Source organism: Paraburkholderia jirisanensis (genome assembly GCF_054782355.1).
In genome coordinates this window covers 515374-536500 of record NZ_BAAGSQ010000025.1, presented here as the reverse complement: position 1 = coordinate 536500, position 21127 = coordinate 515374, and the positions used below count along the sequence as shown (strand labels likewise).

Here is a 21127-nt window from a genome sequence, read left to right as displayed (position 1 = left end):
GACGCCTAACCATCTCACGCAGCCGCGAACGCGCTGTCCTCGTTGCTCGGCGCATGGATCGAGTTCGGCCAGCCGGTCAGATTTTCAAGTGCAATTTCGCCCAGCATGTCGATAAACGCGGGCGCTTCATTCACGCATTCGATGCGGTGAAATTCCTTGCCGCCGTATTCGAGAAAAATATCGCGCACTTCCATGCCGATTTCCTCGATCGTCTCGATGCAATCGGCGGTGAAGCCGGGGCAAAACACATCGACACGTGCCGTACCCATCGCGCCGAGTTGGCCGACCGTTTCCGCGGTGTGCGGTTCGAGCCACTTCTGATAACCGAATTGCGACTGGAACGTCACGCGAAAGTGGCTGGCAGCAAGGCCCAGCGCCTCCGCAAGCAGCATGCCGGTCTGCATGCAATGCTTGTAGTATGGGTCGCCGAGTTCTGCCGAGCGTGACGGCAAGCCGTGAAAACTGAACAGCACCTTGTCGCCGGCGCCGAAGTCGGGCCGTTGATTGACGTCCCAATACTGCTGCACCTGGCGCCGCAGCGCCTCGATGTAGCGTGCGTCCGCATGGTAATGGCTGACAAAGCGGATGGCAGGCTGATTGCGGATCTGCCGCAGCGCCAGCGCGGTCTGGTCGAACGCGGTTGCGGTAGTGGACGCTGCGTATTGCGGATACATCGGCAGCACCAGGATGCGCCGCGCGCCGTTTGCGCGCAGCCGCGTCAGCGCATCGGCGATCGACGGGTTGCCGTAGCGCATGCCGTACTCGACTGCGACGTGCCTGCCGCGCGCATCGAACCACGATTGCAGATCGCGCGCCTGCTTTTCTGTATGCACTCTGAGCGGTGAGCCTTCGGGCAGCCACACCTGTTCGTATTTCTTTGCCGACGCGCGGCTGCGCAGCGGCAGGACCACGCCGTGCAGTACCGGTTGCCACAGCCACGCAGGCAGTTCGACCACACGCGGATCGGACAGAAACTCGGCCAGATAGCGGCGCACATCGCGTGGTGCCGGCGTGTCGGGCGTGCCGAGGTTGATCAGCAGCACGGCGGTGTCGGGCTTCGATGTGTCAATGGCTGGGGCAGATCGATCGGCGTGGCGCATGGGTTGACTCCTGCAAGAAGGCCTGATTCGGCTAGTCGCGTGGTCGACAAAGGATGAACGGACCCGAATTACAAGTCCAACATCGATTTCCAACCAGCACGATTTAGCAAAGCTATGGAGAAAGCAGTCATGCCGCGATCTGGCTGTTTGCGCCGGTTGCGCGCTCGCATGCGTCATCCAATGCGTCGAGTGTTGCACCGCTCGCGGGTGGCTTCAACGGCTACGCGCCGTGCACTGGAGCCAAACGTACTTCGTTTTCTGCCAACGCGTCGATGGCCGTGGCGACCTGCGGCGGCGATTGCGGACGACATGTTGCAAAAGCCCCGATGCTATTGCGATTAGGCAATTTACCGTTCGAATGATAAAAATTAGTGACCCTTGCGAAGACGACAATGCGAGCTGCGGCCATGTCGATTACAAAAAAGCCGCTACGCCATCGAGCCGGCTGCGCGTCGCCAGAATTCTGGACACGTGTGCCTAAAACCGGTTCCTTGGAGTCGCTATCGCACCAACTCATACTCTTCAAAGGAGTGCATCGATGAGCAACGTCATTGCAGGGATCAAGATTCCGGACAGCAAGCTGGCGCGGGAGGCCACCGAACTGGTTCGGGATACGGAGAACGATCTGCTGTTTCATCACTCGACGCGCGTGTTTCTGTTCGGCGCGCTGACCGGCGAGCGCAAGAAGCTCAAGTACGATCCGGAACTGCTCTATATCGGCGGCATGTTCCACGATATGGGGCTGACCGAGCGCTTTCGCACGTCGCAGAACCGCTTCGAAGTGGATAGCGCCAACACGGCGGCCGAGTTTCTGCGCCAGCATGGCATCGACGAGCAGGACGTTGATCTGGTGTGGGATGCAATCGCATTGCACACCACGCCGGGTATTCCGCCGTTCAAGAAGCCGGTCGTGCAACTGGTGACCGCCGGCGTCGAGATGGATGTGCTCGGCTTCGCGTACGACGAATTCAGCGAAGCGCAGCGTGAGCAGGTGGTAGCCGCTCACCCGCGCGCGTCCAATTTCAAGGAGCAGATTATCAGCGCGTTCAACGACGGGATGAAGCATCGGCCCGATTCGACGTTCGGCACCGTCAACGACGATGTGCTGGCGCTGCATGATCCGAAGTTCAAGCGGCTGAACTTCTGTAGCCTCATTCTCGGCAATGCATGGGTGGACGATCGTCACGGTCATAGCTGCAACGATCCTACGCACAAGCACGCGTAACGCGCGTTGCGTTGCTGCGCCGCGTGCTGGTTCTGTTTGGGGTAGTCGGCACGCGGTGCGGCGGCTTGCTAGCCGTTGCGAAAAATAAAGCTATAGGCGCTGAGCGCCGGGACGCCGCCCAGGTGCGCATACAGCACCTTCGAGCCGGGCGGAAATTCACCGCGGCGTACCTTGTCGATCATGCCGTGCATCGATTTTCCTTCGTAGACCGGATCGGTCAGCATGCCTTCCAGACGCGCGCATAAGCGGATCGCTTCGAGCGTGCCTTCGTTCGGCAGGCCGTATTCGGGGCCGCCGTAACGCGTATCGAGCACGACGTCCGCGTCGGCGATCGCGCGTCCGAGATCGATCTTGTCGGCGGTGCTGCGCGCAATGCGCAGAATCTGCTCGCGGGTCTGTTCGGGTTTGGCCGACGCATCGATACCGATCACCTGTGCGGCGCGGCCGTCCGCGGCGAAACCGGCCACCATGCCCGCCTGCGTGCTGCCGGTCACCGAGCACACGACGATATAGTCGAAGCGAAACCCGAGTTCCTGTTCCTGCTGCCTGACCTCCTCCGCAAAGCCGACGAAGCCGAGCCCGCCGAGCGGATGATCGGAACAGCCGGCCGGAATCGCATACGGCTTGCCGCCTCGCTGACGCACGCTTTCGATCGCTTCTTCCCAGCTCTTGCGAAAGCCGATGTCGAAGCCGTCCGGCACGAGCCGCACGTCGGCGCCCAGGATGCGCGACATTTCGATGTTGCCGACCCGGTCATACACCGCATCGTAGTAGTTGACCCAGTTTTCCTGCACCAGCACACACTTCATGCCCAGATGCGCGGCGACCGCCGCCACCTGACGCGTCTGGTTCGACTGGGTGCCGCCGATCGAAACCAGCGTGTCGCAACCTTGTGCGAGCGCTTCGGGAATCAGGTACTCGAGCTTGCGGGTCTTGTTGCCGCCAAATGCGAGGCCGCTATTGCAGTCTTCGCGCTTCGCATAGAGTTCGACCTTGCCGCCCAGATGCGCTGACAGGCGCCGTAACGGTTGGATCGGCGTCGGGCCGAACGTCAGTGGATAGCGCGGAAATCGTTGCAGGTTCATGGTTCGCTCCGGGAGGGATGGTGTGCCGCTTGGCAACGAAGCCATGATAGGGAAGAGCGCACGAAACAGGCTTGCGAAATAAAATACGCTAAGTTGGTTAATCGCCGATAATTACGTTTGCCGCTTAATTTCAAGTCATGTAGCAGGCATCGGAGTTAATAAAATTGCGCAAGCCAGTTTCTTCTGCCACGGCGCAGAGCCCAGCGGCGCCCTTGCCCGATCGCATCGACCGCGCCATCCTCAAGCAATTGCAGCGTGATGCGTCGATTTCGAACGTCAGCCTTGCCGCGAAGATCAAGCTAAGTGCGCCGGCCTGCCTGCGCCGCGTCGAACGCCTGAAAGAGATGGGATTGATCCGCGGCGTAGTGGCGTTGCTCGATCCCGCGGCAGCGGGCGCCGGCATGCTGGTGTTGATCGGCATCGTGCTCGACCGCTCTACGCCGGAGGTATTCGCCGAGTTCGAAAAGGCCGCGCAGAAGGTGTCCGGTTGCATGGAGTGCCATCTGGTGACCGGCGAGTTCGACTACTTCATGCTGGTGCGAACGCGCGACAGCGAAAGCTTCAACCGTCTGCATGCGGAACAGCTGCTGTATTTGCCGGGCGTACGGCAGATCCGCTCATTCATGGGCCTCAAGCAGATCGTTTCGACCACGCAGTTTCCTTTGTGACGCGCATGTCCCTCTCCAACCGATCCCCGCGTCTTTCCGGTCTTCTGTTTCTTCTCACCACCGCAGTCGGCTGGGCTCTCAACTGGCCGGCGATGAAGGTGCTGCTGCGCGAATGGCCACCGCTGTTTTCGCGCGGTGTGGCCGGCCTTGCCGCCGCGCTGCTGCTGTTCGCGCTTGCCGTCGGCCGTGGCGAAGCGATTCGGGTGCCGCGCGCATGGGTGCCGCGGCTGTTGCTTGCGGCTGCCACCAATGTGCTTGCGTGGATGGGCCTGTCGACGATGGCGATGCAATGGCTGCCGGTCAACGAAGCAGCGTTGCTCGTCTATACGATGCCGCTGTGGGCGATGCTGTTCGCATGGCCGATGCTGTCGCGGCGGCCGTCGGCGAGCGGCTTCTGCGCGTTGTTGCTGGGGCTTGCCGGCGTGGCGGTGCTGCTCGGCGGCCACGGCATTTCGTTCGACGCGGGGCGGCGCGCCGGCATTGCCTGCGCGCTCGGCGCAGCGGTGCTGTTTGCGTTCGGCACGGTCGCCAATCGCAAGCCGCTGCCGGTTGCGCCGTTGACGCTGGTCGCATGGCAAGTCGCGATAGGCTGCTTACCGATGGTGGTGTTCGGGCTGGCGGTGGAGGCGCCGCGCCTCGAAGCATTGCACGCGGACGGTTGGGCCGTGCTCGTTTATATGGCGTTGGTGCCGATGGGCGTGTGCTATCTCGCGTGGTTCGAGACGCTGCGCCGCCTACCCGCCGAAGTGGCGTCGATCGGCATGCTGCTGGTGCCGATTCTCGGGATTGCCGCCGCGGCGCTTTCGCTCGGTGAACCGCTGGGTGCGCGCACCGGCATCGCGATGACGCTGACCTTGAGCGGCGTCGCGCTGGCGCTGCGGCAACAGCGCAGCGATAGTTGACGATTGCGTCAAATATGGCCGGCCTGGTGTGTGTCCTGGAGATAGCGCGCGTTAGTCTGAAACCTCAGGCGAGCGCGAGGCCTATAAAACCGCGTCGGCCACCAGCTTGAAGGCCGGCGGCAGCTTCGTCGAAAGCTCGGGCCGCTCCAGCGCATAACTCAGATTCATCTGCGCGATCTGCACATGCTCCGCTGCCAGCGCTTGCGCACGTGCCCCTTCGCCGCGTTCCATCGCCTGCACGAGGCTGTGATGCTGACGGTGCGCGATGCACAGCCACAGACGTCCTTCCTCGAGTGTCGACTGCATCGGCAGCATTGCGCTGGCCGCGGCGAACGGCAGCCGGTTGTTCATTTCGATCGCGCGTATCAGCGCTGCATTGCCCGATCCTTCGACGAACAACTGGTGGAAGCGGTTGTTCATATCCGTGTAGGCGGCGTAGTCGTCGAGCGTCAGTTCGGGCTTGTCGAGTAGCCGGTCGCCGGTGCGCAGGCACTCGTTGAGCGTGTTCGACAGCTGACGCGGCACACCGTGTTCGGCGACGAGGCGCGCCGCCATGCCTTCCAGATGCCCGCGAACCGCAATCGCATCGGCGATTTCCGCGGCGGTGATGCGCCGCATCACGTAGCCGCCACCACTGGACGGTTCGACGAGACCTTCCTGCTCCAGCGTGGCAAGCGCGAGCCGCACGGGCGTGCGCGACGCTTTCAGCCGGTCTGCCAGCGCCACTTCCGCGAGCCGCTCGCCGGGCGCGAATTCCCCTTTGAGCACCATGTCGCGCAACTGCACCAGAACGCGTTCTTGCAGGGATTCCATTGAGTTCTCCGGGGTCGTTGGCAGGTGCTGAGGCACTTCGTATGAGCGATGAATTGTAGCTCACGGTCGACGCGGGGCGAGAGTCCGATTGCATGAGATGCATGTTGTATGTTCTTGAATGTATGCAGAGTCGGCATTGCTTGGTCCAAATCTCGCAAAAAATGTCACTAGGGTAAACACGCTTATATATAAATATTCTCTATAAAAAACAGCAATATAAAAGAGAAATTTAGTGTTTAACATGAGATATTTTTGGCCGTTACTGAATGAACGGTTGCATACAGCGCTTGCGTACATGAATTCCAAAACATAGACTCCGCATTCATCAGCATCGCTTCGGCATGCAATTTCCGCCATCCCGCATTCAGTGCCACGACAGGAGACAAGCCCATGATGAGTTCGCAGCAAAACGACCTGATGACCCGCGTCGGACGAGGCGCGCCAGCCGGCCGGCTGCTGAGAAACTACTGGCAACCGGTCGCGTTGCTCGATGAGTTGCCCGACGAGCGCCCGGTGCGCGCGGTGCGACTGATGGGCCAGGACTTCGTGGTATTCCGTGACGAACAGGGCCGCTACGGCATGCTCGACCGCGATTGCCCGCATCGCGGCGCGGATCTGGCGGCGGGGCGTCTCGAAGCAGGCGGCCTGCGCTGCGCCTTTCACGGCTGGCTGTTCGATGTAAACGGCAAGTGCGTCGCGACGCCCGGCGAGCCCGCCGGCAGCACGTTGTGCAACCGTGTCAAACAAGGCGCGTATCCGGTGGTCGAGAAAAGCGGCATCCTGTTCGCGTACCTCGGCAGCGGCGAGCCGCCGGCGTTCGCGAATTTCGACTGCTTCGCCGCGCCGGGCGCCTACACGTTCGCGTTCAAAGGCCTGTTCGAATGCAACTGGCTGCAGGCGCTCGAAGTGGGCATCGACCCGGCACATGCGTCGTTCCTGCATCGCTTCTTCGAAGACGAAGACACCAGCGCAAGCTACGGCAAGCAGTTCCGCGGCGCGTCGGCCGATTCGGACATGCCGATCACGCAAGTGCTGCGCGAATACGAATCGCCGGAGATCCTGGTGAGCCCAGCCGACTACGGGCTGCGACTGATCGCAAAGCGCCGTTTGAGCGACGTGCATACGCACGTGCGCGTCACCAATGTGGTGTTCCCGCAGGCTTTCGTGATTCCGATGAGTGCGGAAATGACGATCACGCAATGGCACGTGCCGGTCGACGACGAAAACTGCTACTGGTACGCGATATTCACGAGCTTCGGCGAGCCGGTCGACAAGGCGCAGATGCGCGAGCAGCGTCTCGATCTCTATGAGTTGCCGGACTACACGTCGCGCCGCAACAAACGCAACCAGTACGGCTTCGACCTTCAGGAACAGCAGCGCGCCACGTATACCGGCATGGGCTTCGATATCAACGTGCACGACCAGTGGGCGGTGGAGTCGCAAGGCCCGATTCAGGACCGCACGCGCGAGCATCTGGGCACGACCGACAAGGGCATCATCGCGTACCGGCGCTTGCTGCTCGAAGCGATCGAGCGCGCCGCGAGCGGCGAGCGCGCGCTGATGATGCTGGATGAACGGCAGGCCGCTGCGATGACCGGCCCCGTGTCGATCGACGGGATCGGTCCCGCAGACCGTTGGGACGAGTACTGGAAAGAAGCGGACGTGAAGCGCCGAAGTGCCGCGCGCTGGCCCGCACCGAGGGTTTGACCGGCACGGTACGAAAACCCGCGATGACCCCGCGTTAAACCCACGTACGGAGAAACGCGCGACCCGCGCCAGGCGAGGTTCGCGCGAAATCGATCATGTCATTCATAGACACACACGGTTTGTGGAACGCCGCGCAACACGATGCGTTTGCCGCATTGCTCGAGCGCCTGAAGCGCCGCGACGTCGAGGTGGTGCGTTTTTCGTTTCCCGACCAGCACGGGCTATTGCGCGGCAAGACGCTCGTCGTCGACGAAGCCATCAAGGCATTCAGAAACGGCGTCACGCTAACCAGCACGCTGTTCGCCAAGGACACCTCGCATCGCACGGTGTTTCCAGTGTTTTCCGCGGGCGGCGGCTTCGGGCTGCGTGAAATGCAGGGCGCCGGGGATACGCTGCTGATCGCCGATCCCCAGACGTTCCGGGTGTTGCCGTGGGCACCGCACACCGGCTGGGTGCTGTGCGACGTGCATTTCGCAAGCGGCGCGCCGGTGCCGTTCGCTACGCGCCATCTGTTCCGGCGCGCACTCGATACGCTCGCCGCGCGCGGCTATCACTTCATGTCCGGTCTCGAAGTGGAATTTCACGTCTTCAAGGTGACCGACCCGCGCATGAGGCCGGAACACGCAGGCCAGCCGGGCCAGCCGCCCGAGGTCGATCTGCTGACGCACGGCTATCAGTATCTGACCGAGTTGCGCTACGACGCGGTCGACCATGTGATGGAAATACTGCGTCACGGTATCGACGGGCTCGATCTGCCGGTGCGCTCGCTCGAAATCGAATATGGACCCAGCCAGTTCGAATTCACGTTCGCGCCGACGATCGGCATCAAAAGTGCGGACGACATGGTGTTGTTTCGCAGCGCTGTCAAACAGATATGCCAGCGCAACGGCTATCACGCGACCTTCATGTGCAGGCCGCGCATTCCTAACGTCGTATCTAGCGGCTGGCATCTGCATCAGTCGCTGGTCAGCGTGGCCGACGGCAGTAATGCGTTCATGCCGGGAAAAATGCTGGACAACCCGCTGGACAACTCACAAGGGCCGCTGTCGGAACTCGGCCGCCGCTATCTTGCCGGGTTGCTCGCACATGCGCCTGGCGCGACCGCCTTATCGACGCCGACTATCAATGGCTACAAACGCTACCGTCCGTATTCGAATGCGCCGGACCGCGCCAACTGGGGGCGCGACAACCGCGGCGTGATGGCGCGCGTGCTCGGCGGCCCTGGCGACCCGGCCACGCGTGTGGAGAATCGCGTCGGCGAGCCGACCGCCAATCCGTATCTGTATTTCGGCTCACAGGTGTTGTCGGGGCTCGACGGCATCGCGCGCGGCATCGAGTTGCCGCCGTCGGCCGATATGCCGTACGAAACGCAGGCGCCGGCGTTGCCGCGCACGCTGGCCGATGCAATCGACGCGTTGCGAACCGACGAATGTCTGCGCGAGGGCTTCGGCTCAGCGTTCATCGATTACTTCTGCACGCTGAAAGAAGCGGAAATCAACCGGTTCAACCTGGAAGTGACCGAGTGGGAACACCACGAATACTTCGACATGTTCTGACGCAGACGGCCTGACCGTTGCGCGTTCCCACTCGAAAGGAGAAAGCATGCCCATCGTTACCTATCTGATGCGCGACGGCGCCCGGCGCGAGATCGACGTGCCGGCCGGCACGAGCGTGATGCAAGCCGCGATTCACCATAATCTGCGCGGCATCGACGCGGAGTGCGGCGGCTGTCTGTCGTGCGCGACCTGCCACGTGTACATCGATGCGTCGTCGCGCGCCACGCTGCCGGCAGCCGATGCCGACGAACTCGCGCTGCTCGAAGGCGCGGCCGCCGAGCGCCGGCCCGAGAGCCGCCTCGCGTGCCAGATCGTGGTCGGTGCAGCGCACGATGGGCTCGTCGTGCGCATTCCGGACCGTCAGGGCTGACATGATGAAACCGGTTCTGGTGATCGTCGGTGCGTCGTATGCGGGCACCCAGCTTGCCGCATCCGCACGCGAACTCGGCTACGAAGGGCACATCGTGATGCTTGGCGACGAGCTCGATCTGCCGTATCAGCGTCCGCCGTTGTCGAAAGGCTTTCTGACCGGCAGCGTTGCCGAGGCGCGTCTGCCGCTGCGTTCGGCCGCGTTTTTCGACGGCGGCCAGATCGACTGGATGCCGTCGACGCGCGCGGTACGCATCGATCGCGATGCGCGCGAAGTCGAGTTGCACGACGGCCGGCGTATTGCCTATGACAAGCTTGCGCTGACCACCGGCGCGCGAGTACGCAAACTCGATTGCCCGGGTGCGCATGCGCAGGGCGTGCACTACCTGCGCGATCTGCGCGATGCGCGCGCGTTGGCTGCCGCACTGCGCGTCGCGCACCAGGCGGTGGTGATCGGCGGCGGCTATATTGGCCTGGAGGCGGCGGCATCGCTGCGTCAGCGCGGGCTCGACGTGAGTGTGGTCGAAGCCGAAACGCGGCTGCTCGCGCGCGTCGCTTCGCCGCTGATCTCGCAGTTCATGCTCGATACGCATGCGGCGCACGGCGTGCAGTGTCATCTCGGCCGCAAGGTGGTTGCGCTGCACGAAACGGACGGACATGTGTCGGCCGTCGAACTCGACGACGGCACACAGCTGCGTTGCGATCTGGTGCTGGTCGGCATCGGCGTGGTGCCGAACGCGGAACTCGCGCGCGACTGTGGGTTGACGGTGGAGGGTGGCATCGCGGTCGATGAGTGTGCACGTACCGCCGATCCCGATATCGTCGCAGCCGGCGATTGCGCGTCGTTCGTCAGCGCGTGGTTGCCGGCGGGCGCGGCCGCAGGCCGGATCGAGTCGGTGCAAAACGCCAACGACATGGCACGTGCCGCGGCGGCGGCACTGGTCGCAGATCCGCAGCCGTATCGCGCGCTGCCATGGTTCTGGTCGGATCAGTACGACCTGAAGCTGCAGATGGCTGGCCTCCATACCGGCTGGACAGAATACGCGCTGCGTGGTGCGCTCGAAGAGCGTAAATTTTCGCTCTACTACTTCCGCGACAACCACCTCGTGGCGGTCGACAGCATCAATCGCCCGCAGGACCATATGCTCGCGCGCAAGCTGCTCGCCAATCGCATCGCGGTCAGTGCGCAGCAGGTTGCTGACCCGAGCTTCGATCTGAAAACACTGCTCGTGCCGAATGCGCCGCACGTCACCCCGTAACCGCAGGCCGAAATCATGAAGCCGGAACGGATGGATCTGAATCTGCTGCGCGTGTTCGACGCGATCTTCGAAGACCGCAACCTCGCGCTGGCGGGCCGACGGCTCAACCTGAGCCAATCGGCGATCAGTCATGCGCTCGGACGCATGCGCGACGTGCTCGGCGACGATCTGTTCGTGCGCACCGCGCGAGGCATGGAGCCGACTACGCGCGCGATCGCGATGGCTGCGCAGATTCGCGGCGCGCTGCAGCAGATCAACGCGGCACTCGGCATGAACGCTTTCGAGCCGCGCGTCGCCGAGCGCCAGTTCGTGGTTGCGGCCAACGACTACGTGACCTACCTGGTGCTAGGACGGTTGAGCCAACGCCTGAGCGCGGATGCGCCGCTCGTCGACCTCGTGATCCGGCCCGCGACGCGGCTCGATCTGGCCGGGCAGATCGACATCGGCCGCATCGATCTCGCGATCGGCATCTTCGCCGACATCCCGGCGCGCTTTCAGGCCATGCAGCTTTGGGAGCAGACCGAGGCGCTGCTGGTGCATCGCGATCATCCGCTTGCCGGGCGCGACGTGCTGCGCGAAGACCTGACGCGTTATCCGCTCGTTGCGATATCGCAAGGCGGCGAAGAGGAGGGCGCGGTCAGCGGCTTTATCGTCGAGCGGGGACTTGCGCGTCAATCGGAAATGTTCGACCGCAAAGCGCTGGAAGAGGCTTTTGCCGGCAGCGCGGAAGTACCGCGGCTGCGCATTTCGGTTGCGCATTCTCTGGCCATTCCCGCGCTGCTGCGCCATAGCGAGATGATGGCGCTGGTGCCGTCGCCGCTCGGCCGCGAGATCGAGCGGCTCGGTGAATTCCGTATGCGCGCGATGCCGTACGTGGCGCCGCGCGCGACGATGCGCGCGGTCTGGCACAAGCGCAACGATGGCGAGCCGGCGCTGCAATGGTTGCGTCAGCAACTGGCGGACGTTGCGCGACAGGTGCGCTGCGGGTGACGCAGCGGTGTTGCACGGCCTTCACGTTGTGCATGAATACATTTCACCGCGCGGCTGCGATAAGCGATGCGCACAGCAAGCTGCTGCCCGATCACGCGATTTTGGTGGGAACGTCGCGAAATGCGCGGTTTCTTCGCTTAAATTGCCAGCGTTGACCGCGCATGTCTGCTGCCGGACAACACCGCATCGGGACCGGTTGGAGGTTCCCCCGGATTGCCCAGGTCATTCAAACATCCTAACCTTTTGCTCGTTCGACACACTGACTTTCCCACAGACGAGGGTGTATCCGATGAACGATAAAACGGTGGTCGATGTCCAGAGGTTCATCGACGAGCAACGCTTTGGCGGCTTCCAATGGCTGATCTTCGCGATGTGTTTCACGATCGTGCTGCTCGATGGCTTCGATACGGCTGCGATCGGTTTCGTCGCGCCGTCGCTGCTGGTTGAATGGCAACTCGGCAAGGCTGCGCTTGCGCCGGTGCTGAGCGCCGCGCTGTTTGGCCTCGCATGTGGTGCGCTGGTGTCGGGGCCGTTGTCCGACCGTTGGGGGCGACGCAAGGTACTGGTGACGTCGGTGGTGCTGTTCGGCGTGGCGTGCGTCGCCTCCGCCTCGTCGGCGAGCCTTGGCTCGCTGACCGTGTTTCGCTTTGCGACGGGCATCGGTCTCGGTGCCGCGATGCCCAATGCGGTGACGCTGATGAGCGAGTTCTGCCCGCAGCGGCGGCGCGCGACGATCGTCAATCTGATGTTCTGCGGTTTTCCGCTTGGCGCCGCATTGGGTGGATTTCTTGCGGCGTGGATGATTCCGCAATTCGGCTGGCGCAGCGTGCTGCTGTTGGGTGGCGTCGTGCCGTTGCTGCTTGGCGTTGTGTTGCTGTGGCGCTTGCCCGAATCGGTACGGTTTATGGTGGTCAAGCGGCAACCTGCCGACGCGGTACGCGCAGTGCTCGCTCGCATCTCGCGCGGCGCGCACGATGCGCAAGCATTCGTGGTCGGCGAAGCGGCGCCGCAAGGCGCTGCCACCGGCAGCGGTAACAGCAGCGGCGGCAAGAGCGGCGCCCGTCTCGTGCTGTCGCGCCCGTACCGGCTCGGCTCGCTGATGCTGTGGCTCACGTATTTCATGGGCCTCGTGATTTTCTATGGGCTGGTCAACTGGATGCCCGTGCTGCTGAGGGACGCAGGTCTCGCCGCCAGACAGGCCGCGCTGGTCTCGGCGCTGTTCCCGCTCGGCGGTGCGGGTGCGGTGCTGTGCGGCATGTTGATGGACCGCTTCGAAGCGAATCGGGTCGTCGCGCTGTGCTATGGGCTCGGTGCGCTCGGTGTCTACGCGATCGGTCAGGCGCTCGGCAACTTCGGTCTGCTGGTCGTGGCGATCTTTGTCACGGGGGTGTTGATGAATACCGCGCAGGCATCGATGCCCGTGCTCGCGGCTACGTTCTATCCGACCGAAGGACGCGGCACGGGCGTTGCATGGATGCTGGGTGTCGGCCGGTTCGGCGGGATTGCCGGGTCGTTTCTGGTTGCCGAGCTTGCACGGCGTCAGATCAGTTTGACGGGCATTTTTTCGGTGGTGGCCGTGGCGGGTGCCGTCGCGTGCATCGCGTTGCTGATCAAACAGGTGAGCCACGGCAATGCGGCGGCGGTGCGCGTGTCGGGTGGTGAGCCGGTCGGACATTAGCTGCGGTGCTTGGATGCGGGGTGCGTGCGAATTGAGCGCACCCGCTGGCAGATTCCATGTCGCCCTCAATAGAACGTCAGGATATGAATACCGTCTACCAGATCGATCCGGCGGCTGATGCGGCCGTTGATGAAAGCAGGCATGAAACCGCGCATGCGGTCGACACCGCGATTCGTTCGCGCAAGGCTATGCGCGCATTTCTGCCGCGTCCTGTGCGCCGCAGCGACATCGTCGAGATTCTCGACGTCGCGCGTTCGGCGCCGAGCAATTCGAACCTGCAGCCTTGGCAAGTACACGTGCTGAGCGGTGCGCCGAAGCGCGCGTTGAGCACCGCGCTCGGCGCTGCCCATGCAGCGGCGGATCACCCCCCGCTGCAGTATCTGCCGGAGCCGATGCCGGACCACTATCGCGCGCGGCAACAGACGTTCGGTGCACGCTTTTATGGCGTGCAAGGCATCGATCGCAACGATCGTGCGGCGCGTGCCCGCGCAAGCGGGCGCAACTTCGATTTCTTCGGCGCGCCAGTCGGGCTGATCTTTACGATCGACGCGTGCATGACCCGCTATAACTGGCTCGACTATGGGTTGTTCATGCAATCGGTGATGATTGCTGCGCGCTCGCGCGGCCTCGACACCTGTCCGCAAGTGGCGTTTGCGCAATATCAGGCGCTCATCGCGGAACATCTGAACCTTCCGGCGGGGCGCGAAGTGGTGTGCGGGATGTCGCTTGGCTATGCCGACCGCAGCGCAGCGTTGAACAGGCTCGATATGCCGCGCGAGCCGGTCGAGCATTTTGCGCACTTCGCCGGCTTTGACGATTGCGGTGCCTGACTACCGACTACGCATGATTCGGCATTGCGCGTTGCGGAGTGATCGAAGCGCTGCACTCGTAACGCAGACCAGGCGGTCCAGAATGAACATGCCGCAGCCACCATGCGGTGTGCTGCAGCAATTCAGCTGGGCGAGCGCGTTACGCGACGTTTTTACGTCCGACGCCTTTCCCCCCTTTATTTTGTCGCGGACGATGCGGCAGAGGCTTCCACACCCGGCGGCGTGACGTTATACGAAATGCGCCCAGCAGGCAGGAAGAACAACGCAATGACCGCGCCGCCCTTGGTCTCCGGATAGTGGCGGCTACCGGGCCCAGGCGCAGTCCAGCCGCCATAGCACCAGCCGTTCGGCCCGGCGAGCGCGGCGCCCTCGTTCAACGGGATCACCATGTTGAACTCGCCATAAGGATGCGCGTGGAAGTCGCCGCGCATCGCGTCCTCCGGGTTTTGCTGCAGGTTGCCGCTGCTATCCATATAGACCGACGTGATGCTGAAGCCGAAGCTTGCGTCGGTTGGCGCGACCAGCCGCGCGCGGCGATACTGCGGCCCGTTTACTTCGACGTCCGCGGCCCAGCCTTCCTCCACCACGCCGATCGTGATCAGGCGCGCGAGGGTCTGGTACAGCTCGCTGTCGGGTCCGTACTTGCTGTTGAGCCACTGTTCGACTTCGGTCCCCGGAGTCATGTCTTTGACTTCTTCGAGGAACGGCAGGCAGCGTGCGATCAGTGCTTCCTTGTTGCTTGAGACATTGGTGTTGGACATTTCGGCATCTCCATGATTTTCGATCCGGTATTCGCTTGCAATGGATGCTTGCACCTTGATGCAGCCGCGGCGAAAGCATCGCTGCGACCGAGGCAACCGTATTTGGCGACGAAGCCCGGTGAAGTAACGATGCCATAGCGCCGCAGCTGAAAGAAGCGATCTGTCTGCAAGATGGAATTGCACGCCGTTCAAGTTGCGCGCCACGAAAATGAATATTTCGGGGCGGGCCTGTGATCAGTGCCGTTCAAGAACCTCTTGAACAGATTTCCTGTGGCCAAACGGCGTGCCTTGCATCACCGGACCGGTCGCGGATGAGGACAATTGTTCTTCCAGATTGAGTCCGCCTTACTGGCATCTCGCGCTTTCGCTGCGACAACGAGAAAAAATTCCCCGCGTGCGTCGACAGCCGCCTGATTGCGCTCAGGTTCATTCGGTGTTTGCCCGGTTGTTGATCCATTTGGGCGACCCTAAGCTTCGCGACGATGTTGTTTCATTCGCAATCCAAATATTCAATGCATCGTCGAGGAGACTTCATGAAGGCTGGAAAGGTCGCGGTGTTGCTTGCCGGTCTGGCGAGTGCGCCGGCATTCGCGCAAAGCAGTGTCACGTTGTATGGCGTGTTGGACACCGGTGTCGAATACGTATCGCATGCGAGTGCTACCGGTGGCTCGGTGGTGCGTATGCCGGGCGTTACCGGCGAACTGCCGTCGCGTTGGGGCCTGCGCGGCTCGGAGGATCTGGGCGGCGGCCTGAAAGCGGTGTTTGCGCTGGAGAGCGGGTTTAACCTGCGCGGCGGCGATCTCGGGCAAGGCGGCAGGCTGTTCGGACGACAGGCGTGGGTGGGCCTGGAAGGCAACTGGGGCACGCTGAGCTTCGGCCGTCAGTACACGATGATCTACTGGGCATTGTGGGATGCGGATATTCTTGGGCCGGACATTCACGGCATCGGCACGCTCGACAGCTATCTGCCGAATGCGCGCAGCGACAACACGATCGCCTACAAGGGCACCTTCAAGGGCCTCACGGTCGGTGCGACGTATTCGTTCGGGCGCGACGGAGCCGGTACCGGCAATTCGCCGGGACAAGGCACATGCGCCGGACAGGTTGCCGGCGATTCGCAACAGTGCCGCGAATGGAGTGCACTGCTGAAATACGACGCAGCGTCGTTCGGCGTTGCTGCCGCGTACGACGAACAGCGCGGCGGCACCAACGCAGCGGCCAGCTTCTTCGATGGCGTCGCGCCGTTTCCGCTTACATCGAGCGTGAACAAGGATGCGCGCGTCGAAGCGAATGGCTACGTGAAACTCGGTGGCCTGAAGATCGGCGCGGGTTGGGTGGGGCGACGCGTGCAGTCGAACCTGCAAAACGTGCACTCCGATCTGGTTTTCCTCGGCGCGCAATACTTCGTCACGCCGGCGCTGGCTGTCGACGGCGAAGCGTACCGGATCGTCGTCAACGATCAGGATGCGCGCGCGACGCTCGCCAGCGTGCGTGCGACTTACTGGCTGTCGAAAGCGACTGCGGTTTATGCGAAGACCGCTTATCTGTGGAACAGCGCGCATGCGCGGTTCTCGGTCAGTGCCGGCGGCGGAGGTACGACGCCTGGCGCAGGCGTGGGCCAGCTTGGCGCGATGGTCGGGATTCGCCACCTGTTCTGATTGGGTCGCGCAGCAGTTTGTCTGGCCATGCGCAGCGATGAAACACACGCTGCGTATCGTGCCCAAAGCGCGCGAGCCAATGGCCAGGCCGCTTGGCGGCCGAGCCCGATGCAGCTTTCGCATAGACGTTACCATCTGCTTTCAGACAGGTTCGCCGTCGCCGCGATGCCGTCCGGGCAGCCGCGCCGGGCCGATAGCGGAAGCCGGGGCGCCGGTCGAAGCGGGGCCGGGCGCCTCGCCTGCACTGCCGGCGTGCATCGCAGCACGCCTCGCGCACTGCCGGCAGTGTCGTGCGCGAGCGCGGTTCAGGCCGCCGTGAGCTTGCGTGCGGTTTGCACCAGCGCCGCGCCGACCAGGCGTACACCGGCCTGTGCGCCGGCGTCTTTCAATTGATGATCTTCGTTGAATGCCTGATGAGCGACGCCAAGCGCGAACGACTGCGGAATCACGATCATGCCGAGCTTGTTGAGCACGCTGTGAATCGCGAGCTGGCTACGGGTGCCGCCCATCGGCCCAGGCGATGCGCAGACGATCGCGGCGGCCTTGTTCGCGATCAGCGCGAGGCCTGCGCGGCCGGTGCGATCCGGCCGGCTGATCCAGTCGAGGGTGTTCTTCAGCAATGCCGTGTAGCCGCCGTTATACTCCGGCGACGCAATCAGCAGCGCATCGTGTTCCGCGACCAGCTTTTGCAGCGCCTCGGCATTCGCGGGCAGGCCGGACTGGCTTTCGAGGTCGGCATCGTAGATCGGCAGCGGATAGTCGCCGAGGCTGATGTGCGTGATATTGGCGCCTGCTTCGGCGGCACCGTGTGCCGCAATGTTGAGCAGCTTCTGATTAAACGAATTGCGCCGCGTGCTACCTGAAAAGGCAAGAATCCTGATGGTCATAAGTCTCACTCAAAGAGTTCAGACGGTTTTGACAAGGCAATGCTCATCGATGTCTGAAGGTTATTGGCCTGCCATTATTGCGCAGCTTGCCAGTCGATGCAGGCATGGGTGAGTTGGGTAAATCGTCCGAACTGTCGATGGCTTGAATTGAGGCATAGCGCATGATGAGCAGCAGACGCACGGCGCACGACATCGTCGACGCCGCAAGCGAAGATCGCTGGCTGGCCACGCCGGATGCGCGCGCCGCGTTGCCGGTGCGGCGCAAGCCGTATTGGCATCCGCTCGATACGGGCCGCCACCTTGGCTACTACAAGGGCGCGCGTTCGGGCACCTGGCATGCGCGCATTTTCATCGGCGACGGCCGCTACGAGGAGACGCGCCTGGGCAAGGCGGACGACGGCCTTGACGCCGACGGCGTCGCGGTCCTCGACTACGAGCAGGCGGTCGCGCGCTCGCGCGACTGGTGCAATGGCAAGGCCCGTAGTGCGCCGCGCCGTGCCGCGGGCCGGCGCGCGGCGCGCAATCCGGGCCGCCTGCGCCTGCGCTCAGATCAGGTCGACGAAATCACGCGTGCGTGGCAGCGCGAGCGGCCCGATCTCGATTTGAGTCTGGTCGGCTTTTTCATACGCGTGCAACACGTTTTCCATATGCACGAACGCCGGCTTGCGGCGATTGCGGATGCGCTCGACGTCAACGTCGGCGAACTTCATGTGGTGCTCGCGCTCCGCCGCATCGGTGCGCCGTACGCAATGCGTCCGACCGATCTGTTCACGGCACTGCTCGTGAGTTCGGGTGCGATCAGCAAGCGCATCGACCGGCTCGAAGGCATGGGTATCGTGACGCGCATGAGCGGCGACGACGATCTGCGCTCATGGCAGATCGTGCTGACGCGGCGCGGCGTCGCGCTAGCCGATGCCGCCATGACGCGTATCGCAGAAGGGCTCGCCGCGGTGCGCGCCGCGAGCGAGCTGACGGTAGAAGAGTTTGCGGCCGCCGACTCCTGGCTGCGTCTGCTGGTCGGCAAGCTCTCCTAGATTGTTGACGGTCTTGTCATGAATGCACGGGTATCGGATAGGTAGATTTATATAATCGCCTCGTCCTCTTGACTTAACTGTCTTCTCAAGAAGATACTTGTGTGCCAGCACAGTAGCCGCTGCTGGCACGTCTCAAGCCTTACACCTTGCAAGATTATCGTGGACCAATCGGTCCTCAACCTGTTTATGTGAAGGCTGATATTGAGCGGCGTTTGTCCGCATCGGAGACGTAATCCAAAGCATGACGGAGGTTTAACTTGTGCCTGAACGATCCTTGGCTCGGGATACTCTGCGAACTGGACGAATCAGGCACTGCGCTCGAGCAGGCCCGTCGCAACAGTGGCGGGTCCCGGTCGAGCGCTATACGCGACGGACAACCATGCATGTCGTCGGACGGTCTGATCATCAGCCGGATCGAATGGCAGACGAGTTGCACGATACTTGTTTCGTGGAGCGATCCAACCCGCGGCCGGTATGTCGACCAGATCTGGCGGATGGGATTCGCGCGCCGCTCCGGCATATGCCTGCTGACCAGCACGCCGGTGCAGCGCGGCGATCCGGTGTTTCGTCCGCTGTATCGCAAAGGCGCTGAACCGCCGAACGCGCGCGACATGATCCTCGCCGCGACCTTGCCCGTCGCGTAACGCAGCGCCCGATGCCGGGGCGCCGGTGTCCGGTACGTCGCACACCGCTCGATTCGTGGCATGCGCAATGCTATGCTTTGCGAGTCCGCCCCGCACATTGGGGCCGAATCGCGGCCGGCCACCCCAGGCGCCGGCCTTTGCCCAGAGCCGGTGCGCTCGTACCGGCTTGCGAGGAGAAGCACATGCCCGCACGATCGATCGCATCGCTGTCTCTTTCTTTCGGCCTTGTTTCCATCCCGGTCAAGCTCTACTCCGCGACCGAAAGCGCGGCGGATGTGCGCTTCAATCTGCTCGCACCCGACGGTTCGCGGGTTCGGCAGCAGTACGTGTCCGACGCGACCGGCGAGGTAGTCGAGCGCAGCGCGATGCAAAAAGGCTACGAGTTCGAGAAAGACCGCTTTGTCGTTTTTACTGCAGACGAACTGAAGACGCTCGAAGACAGCGCGAGCCATATGGTCGAAATCGTCGCATTTATCCCTGAGAAATCGGTGGATCCGCTGTACTACGACAAAACCTACTTCATCGCGCCTGACAAGCGCGGCGCGAAACCGTACAGTCTGTTGCAGCAGGCGCTGCTCGATAGCCAGCGCGGCGCGCTGGCCAAATGGGCGTCGAAGGGCAGGACCCATATCGTGCTGATCCGTCCGGCGCCGGAAGGCCTGATTTTCCAGCAACTGCTGTATGCCGACGAAGTACGTTCGCTTGCCGATCTGCATATCGAACACGCGCCTGTTTCCGCGGCCGAACTCAAGCTTGCACTACAGATCATCGAGCAGGGTACGGAAGACGCGTACGATCCTTCGGCATACGAGAACGAAGAGAAAAAGCGCATTCTCGCCGCGATCGACCGGAAGATCGAAGGCAAGGAAGTCGTCACGCACGAGCCGCAGGATAGCGAATCCGGCGGCCAGGTGATCGATCTGATGGAAGCGCTGCGCGCCAGCCTGTCGAAGAGCGGCGCAAAACCGAAGAGTGCGGCGCGCAAGCCCAGAGAAGCGGCCGCCGAGGTTGCCGAGATATCGGCGCCGCGCGCGAGAAAGCCCGCACAGCGCGCAGAAAAGGCCGTAGCGCCGGCACCGGCGGCAAAGGTACGCGCGCGCAAGTGAAAGGCGCAAGCGGCCACCGCGACATTCCGGTACGCAAGCTCCAGTCGTTGCTGGGCGTATCGCGGCGCGTGCTGTCCGGTCTGATCGATGCGGGCTTCGTCACGCCTGCGCGCGGGCCGCGCAACGAATTGCGCTTTACGTTTCAGGACGTCGTGCTGCTGCGCACTGCATTCCAGCTGCAGTCGGCACGCATTCCGACGCGCCGGATCCTGCAGGCGTTAGCGCGGCTGCGCAAGCAGTTGCCGGATGAGTTGCCGCTTTCCGGCATTCGCGTGACAGCGCTGGGCAACACGATCGCGGTGCGCACCGGGCCTTCGCAATGGGATGCGAATACCGGGCAGCTGTTCCTCGATTTCGAAGTGGCCGATATCAAGGGCGACGTGGTGTTTCTGGACAACGCGCCGGCGCAGAAAGACGCACTCAAAGAGGCGCAAGAGTGGGACGCGTTAGGCGACCAGCTGGCCGCATCCGACGCGCGCGGCGCGGAGCTCGCGTATCGCAAGGCAATCGAACTGTCGCCGCAACCGTTCTATCACGCGTACGTGAACCTCGGCGCATTGTTGTGCGACGACGAGGCGCGCGCAGCCGACGCGTTGGCAATATTCGACGCGGCGCTCGAACATTTTCCGCGCGACCCGGTATTGCACTTCAATCGTGCGGTGGCATTCGAACTGGGCGGCCGGCTGGCCGAGGCTATCCAGAGCTACCTGCGCTGTCTGGAACTCGATCCGGACTACGCCGACGCACATCACAATCTTGCGCTGATCAAAGAGCAGCTAGGCGACCGGCAAGGGCTTGTGCGGCATCTGAACGCGTATCGCCGGCTTGGCGGCAGCGATACGTGAGCGCAGTTGC

At 62.9% G+C, this 21127-nt stretch carries 20 protein-coding genes; 15 read left to right on the top strand and 5 right to left on the bottom strand.

The features are described from left to right. Positions 1-14: 14 nt before the first annotated feature. Positions 15-1100, bottom strand: a complete 1086-nt coding sequence (hemH, locus tag ACYVNQ_RS14155; RefSeq protein ID WP_460903120.1) for a ferrochelatase — start codon at positions 1098-1100, stop codon at positions 15-17. A 538-nt stretch (positions 1101-1638) separates the two neighbouring features. On the opposite strand from hemH, the gene ACYVNQ_RS14150 reads away from it, so the two are divergent. Continuing rightward, positions 1639-2325 (top strand): HD domain-containing protein, encoded by a 687-nt coding sequence (locus ACYVNQ_RS14150; protein ID WP_460903119.1) that lies wholly within the window; start codon positions 1639-1641, stop codon positions 2323-2325. A gap of 68 nt (positions 2326-2393) precedes the next feature. On the opposite strand, the gene ACYVNQ_RS14145 is transcribed toward ACYVNQ_RS14150, so the two are convergent. Continuing rightward, positions 2394-3410 carry a 1-aminocyclopropane-1-carboxylate deaminase gene (locus ACYVNQ_RS14145; RefSeq protein WP_460903118.1) on the bottom strand — a complete coding sequence of 339 codons (1017 nt, stop codon included), beginning with the start codon at positions 3408-3410 and terminating at the stop codon, positions 2394-2396. Positions 3411-3568: 158 nt separating this feature from the next. Between ACYVNQ_RS14145 and ACYVNQ_RS14140 the strand changes: the two genes are divergently transcribed. Together ACYVNQ_RS14140 and ACYVNQ_RS14135 are read left to right on the top strand one after the other, a co-directional pair. Next, entirely contained in the window at positions 3569-4078 is a 510-nt protein-coding gene (locus ACYVNQ_RS14140; protein ID WP_460903588.1) for an Lrp/AsnC family transcriptional regulator, read from the top strand. 5 nt (positions 4079-4083) lie between these two features. Further along, a complete protein-coding gene (locus tag ACYVNQ_RS14135) occupies positions 4084-4980 on the top strand; it encodes a DMT family transporter (protein ID WP_460903117.1) in 897 nt (298 codons plus the stop codon). Between the two features lie 81 nt (positions 4981-5061). On the opposite strand, the gene ACYVNQ_RS14130 is transcribed toward ACYVNQ_RS14135, so the two are convergent. Further along, the gene (locus tag ACYVNQ_RS14130; RefSeq protein WP_460903116.1) at positions 5062-5793 is read right to left on the bottom strand and encodes a GntR family transcriptional regulator; all 732 of its coding nucleotides are present in this window, start codon (positions 5791-5793) and stop codon (positions 5062-5064) included. 390 nt (positions 5794-6183) lie between these two features. On the opposite strand from ACYVNQ_RS14130, the gene ACYVNQ_RS14125 reads away from it, so the two are divergent. The 7 genes from ACYVNQ_RS14125 to ACYVNQ_RS14095 all read left to right on the top strand — a co-directional run bounded on the left by ACYVNQ_RS14125 (position 6184) and on the right by ACYVNQ_RS14095 (position 14182). Further along, complete coding sequence (locus ACYVNQ_RS14125) at positions 6184-7500, top strand: Rieske 2Fe-2S domain-containing protein (RefSeq protein ID WP_460903115.1); 1317 nt, start codon at positions 6184-6186, stop codon at positions 7498-7500. Between the two features lie 95 nt (positions 7501-7595). Further along, positions 7596-9056 carry a glutamine synthetase family protein gene (locus ACYVNQ_RS14120; RefSeq protein ID WP_460903114.1) on the top strand — a complete coding sequence of 487 codons (1461 nt, stop codon included), beginning with the start codon at positions 7596-7598 and terminating at the stop codon, positions 9054-9056. A gap of 46 nt (positions 9057-9102) precedes the next feature. Further along, positions 9103-9426 carry a 2Fe-2S iron-sulfur cluster-binding protein gene (locus ACYVNQ_RS14115; RefSeq protein WP_460903113.1) on the top strand — a complete coding sequence of 108 codons (324 nt, stop codon included), beginning with the start codon at positions 9103-9105 and terminating at the stop codon, positions 9424-9426. A 4-nt stretch (positions 9427-9430) separates the two neighbouring features. Beyond that, positions 9431-10684, top strand: coding sequence for an NAD(P)/FAD-dependent oxidoreductase (locus ACYVNQ_RS14110; RefSeq protein WP_460903587.1), 1254 nt, complete (start codon positions 9431-9433; stop codon positions 10682-10684). 15 nt (positions 10685-10699) lie between these two features. Continuing rightward, positions 10700-11674 (top strand): LysR family transcriptional regulator, encoded by a 975-nt coding sequence (locus ACYVNQ_RS14105; RefSeq protein ID WP_460903112.1) that lies wholly within the window; start codon positions 10700-10702, stop codon positions 11672-11674. Between the two features lie 289 nt (positions 11675-11963). Next, positions 11964-13352: an MFS transporter gene (locus tag ACYVNQ_RS14100; protein WP_460903111.1), complete on the top strand. Its 1389-nt coding sequence runs from the start codon at positions 11964-11966 to the stop codon at positions 13350-13352. Between the two features lie 83 nt (positions 13353-13435). Continuing rightward, positions 13436-14182 (top strand): nitroreductase, encoded by a 747-nt coding sequence (locus ACYVNQ_RS14095; RefSeq protein ID WP_460903110.1) that lies wholly within the window; start codon positions 13436-13438, stop codon positions 14180-14182. Positions 14183-14358: 176 nt separating this feature from the next. Here ACYVNQ_RS14095 and ACYVNQ_RS14090 read toward each other — a convergent pair whose 3' ends face one another. Beyond that, a complete protein-coding gene (locus tag ACYVNQ_RS14090; protein WP_460903109.1) occupies positions 14359-14943 on the bottom strand; it encodes a 4-hydroxylaminobenzoate lyase in 585 nt (194 codons plus the stop codon). Positions 14944-15476: 533 nt separating this feature from the next. On the opposite strand from ACYVNQ_RS14090, the gene ACYVNQ_RS14085 reads away from it, so the two are divergent. Beyond that, entirely contained in the window at positions 15477-16601 is a 1125-nt protein-coding gene (locus ACYVNQ_RS14085; RefSeq protein ID WP_460903108.1) for a porin, read from the top strand. Positions 16602-16906: 305 nt separating this feature from the next. Here the strand turns inward: ACYVNQ_RS14085 and ACYVNQ_RS14080 are convergent, their stop codons facing one another. After that, positions 16907-17488 (bottom strand): NADPH-dependent FMN reductase, encoded by a 582-nt coding sequence (locus ACYVNQ_RS14080; RefSeq protein WP_460903107.1) that lies wholly within the window; start codon positions 17486-17488, stop codon positions 16907-16909. 161 nt (positions 17489-17649) lie between these two features. On the opposite strand from ACYVNQ_RS14080, the gene ACYVNQ_RS14075 reads away from it, so the two are divergent. The 4 genes from ACYVNQ_RS14075 to ACYVNQ_RS14060 all read left to right on the top strand — a co-directional run bounded on the left by ACYVNQ_RS14075 (position 17650) and on the right by ACYVNQ_RS14060 (position 21117). Next, positions 17650-18522, top strand: a complete 873-nt coding sequence (locus ACYVNQ_RS14075) for a MarR family winged helix-turn-helix transcriptional regulator (protein WP_460903106.1) — start codon at positions 17650-17652, stop codon at positions 18520-18522. A gap of 383 nt (positions 18523-18905) precedes the next feature. Further along, positions 18906-19166 carry a DUF3331 domain-containing protein gene (locus tag ACYVNQ_RS14070; protein WP_460903105.1) on the top strand — a complete coding sequence of 87 codons (261 nt, stop codon included), beginning with the start codon at positions 18906-18908 and terminating at the stop codon, positions 19164-19166. 182 nt (positions 19167-19348) lie between these two features. Further along, on the top strand, positions 19349-20272 hold the full coding sequence (ku, locus tag ACYVNQ_RS14065) for a non-homologous end joining protein Ku (protein WP_460903104.1): 924 nt from the start codon (positions 19349-19351) through the stop codon (positions 20270-20272). Further along, positions 20269-21117, top strand: a complete 849-nt coding sequence (locus tag ACYVNQ_RS14060; RefSeq protein ID WP_460903103.1) for a tetratricopeptide repeat protein — start codon at positions 20269-20271, stop codon at positions 21115-21117. Before ku ends, ACYVNQ_RS14060 begins: the two co-directional genes overlap by 4 nt. Positions 21118-21127 lie beyond the last annotated feature (10 nt).

What these genes read in the sequence shown, in the direction of transcription:
- hemH (WP_460903120.1), bottom strand. Translation starts at nt 1,100, where the DNA reads ATGCGCCACGCCGATCGATCTGCCCCAGCCATTGACACATCGAAGCCC.
- ACYVNQ_RS14150 (WP_460903119.1), top strand. Translation starts at nt 1,639, where the DNA reads ATGAGCAACGTCATTGCAGGGATCAAGATTCCGGACAGCAAGCTGGCG.
- ACYVNQ_RS14145 (WP_460903118.1), bottom strand. Translation starts at nt 3,410, where the DNA reads ATGAACCTGCAACGATTTCCGCGCTATCCACTGACGTTCGGCCCGACG.
- ACYVNQ_RS14135 (WP_460903117.1), top strand. Translation starts at nt 4,084, where the DNA reads ATGTCCCTCTCCAACCGATCCCCGCGTCTTTCCGGTCTTCTGTTTCTT.
- ACYVNQ_RS14130 (WP_460903116.1), bottom strand. Translation starts at nt 5,793, where the DNA reads ATGGAATCCCTGCAAGAACGCGTTCTGGTGCAGTTGCGCGACATGGTG.
- ACYVNQ_RS14125 (WP_460903115.1), top strand. Translation starts at nt 6,184, where the DNA reads ATGATGAGTTCGCAGCAAAACGACCTGATGACCCGCGTCGGACGAGGC.
- ACYVNQ_RS14120 (WP_460903114.1), top strand. Translation starts at nt 7,596, where the DNA reads ATGTCATTCATAGACACACACGGTTTGTGGAACGCCGCGCAACACGAT.
- ACYVNQ_RS14115 (WP_460903113.1), top strand. Translation starts at nt 9,103, where the DNA reads ATGCCCATCGTTACCTATCTGATGCGCGACGGCGCCCGGCGCGAGATC.
- ACYVNQ_RS14110 (WP_460903587.1), top strand. Translation starts at nt 9,431, where the DNA reads ATGAAACCGGTTCTGGTGATCGTCGGTGCGTCGTATGCGGGCACCCAG.
- ACYVNQ_RS14105 (WP_460903112.1), top strand. Translation starts at nt 10,700, where the DNA reads ATGAAGCCGGAACGGATGGATCTGAATCTGCTGCGCGTGTTCGACGCG.
- ACYVNQ_RS14100 (WP_460903111.1), top strand. Translation starts at nt 11,964, where the DNA reads ATGAACGATAAAACGGTGGTCGATGTCCAGAGGTTCATCGACGAGCAA.
- ACYVNQ_RS14095 (WP_460903110.1), top strand. Translation starts at nt 13,436, where the DNA reads ATGAATACCGTCTACCAGATCGATCCGGCGGCTGATGCGGCCGTTGAT.
- ACYVNQ_RS14090 (WP_460903109.1), bottom strand. Translation starts at nt 14,943, where the DNA reads ATGTCCAACACCAATGTCTCAAGCAACAAGGAAGCACTGATCGCACGC.
- ACYVNQ_RS14085 (WP_460903108.1), top strand. Translation starts at nt 15,477, where the DNA reads ATGAAGGCTGGAAAGGTCGCGGTGTTGCTTGCCGGTCTGGCGAGTGCG.
- ACYVNQ_RS14080 (WP_460903107.1), bottom strand. Translation starts at nt 17,488, where the DNA reads ATGACCATCAGGATTCTTGCCTTTTCAGGTAGCACGCGGCGCAATTCG.
- ACYVNQ_RS14075 (WP_460903106.1), top strand. Translation starts at nt 17,650, where the DNA reads ATGATGAGCAGCAGACGCACGGCGCACGACATCGTCGACGCCGCAAGC.
- ACYVNQ_RS14070 (WP_460903105.1), top strand. Translation starts at nt 18,906, where the DNA reads ATGTCGTCGGACGGTCTGATCATCAGCCGGATCGAATGGCAGACGAGT.
- ku (WP_460903104.1), top strand. Translation starts at nt 19,349, where the DNA reads ATGCCCGCACGATCGATCGCATCGCTGTCTCTTTCTTTCGGCCTTGTT.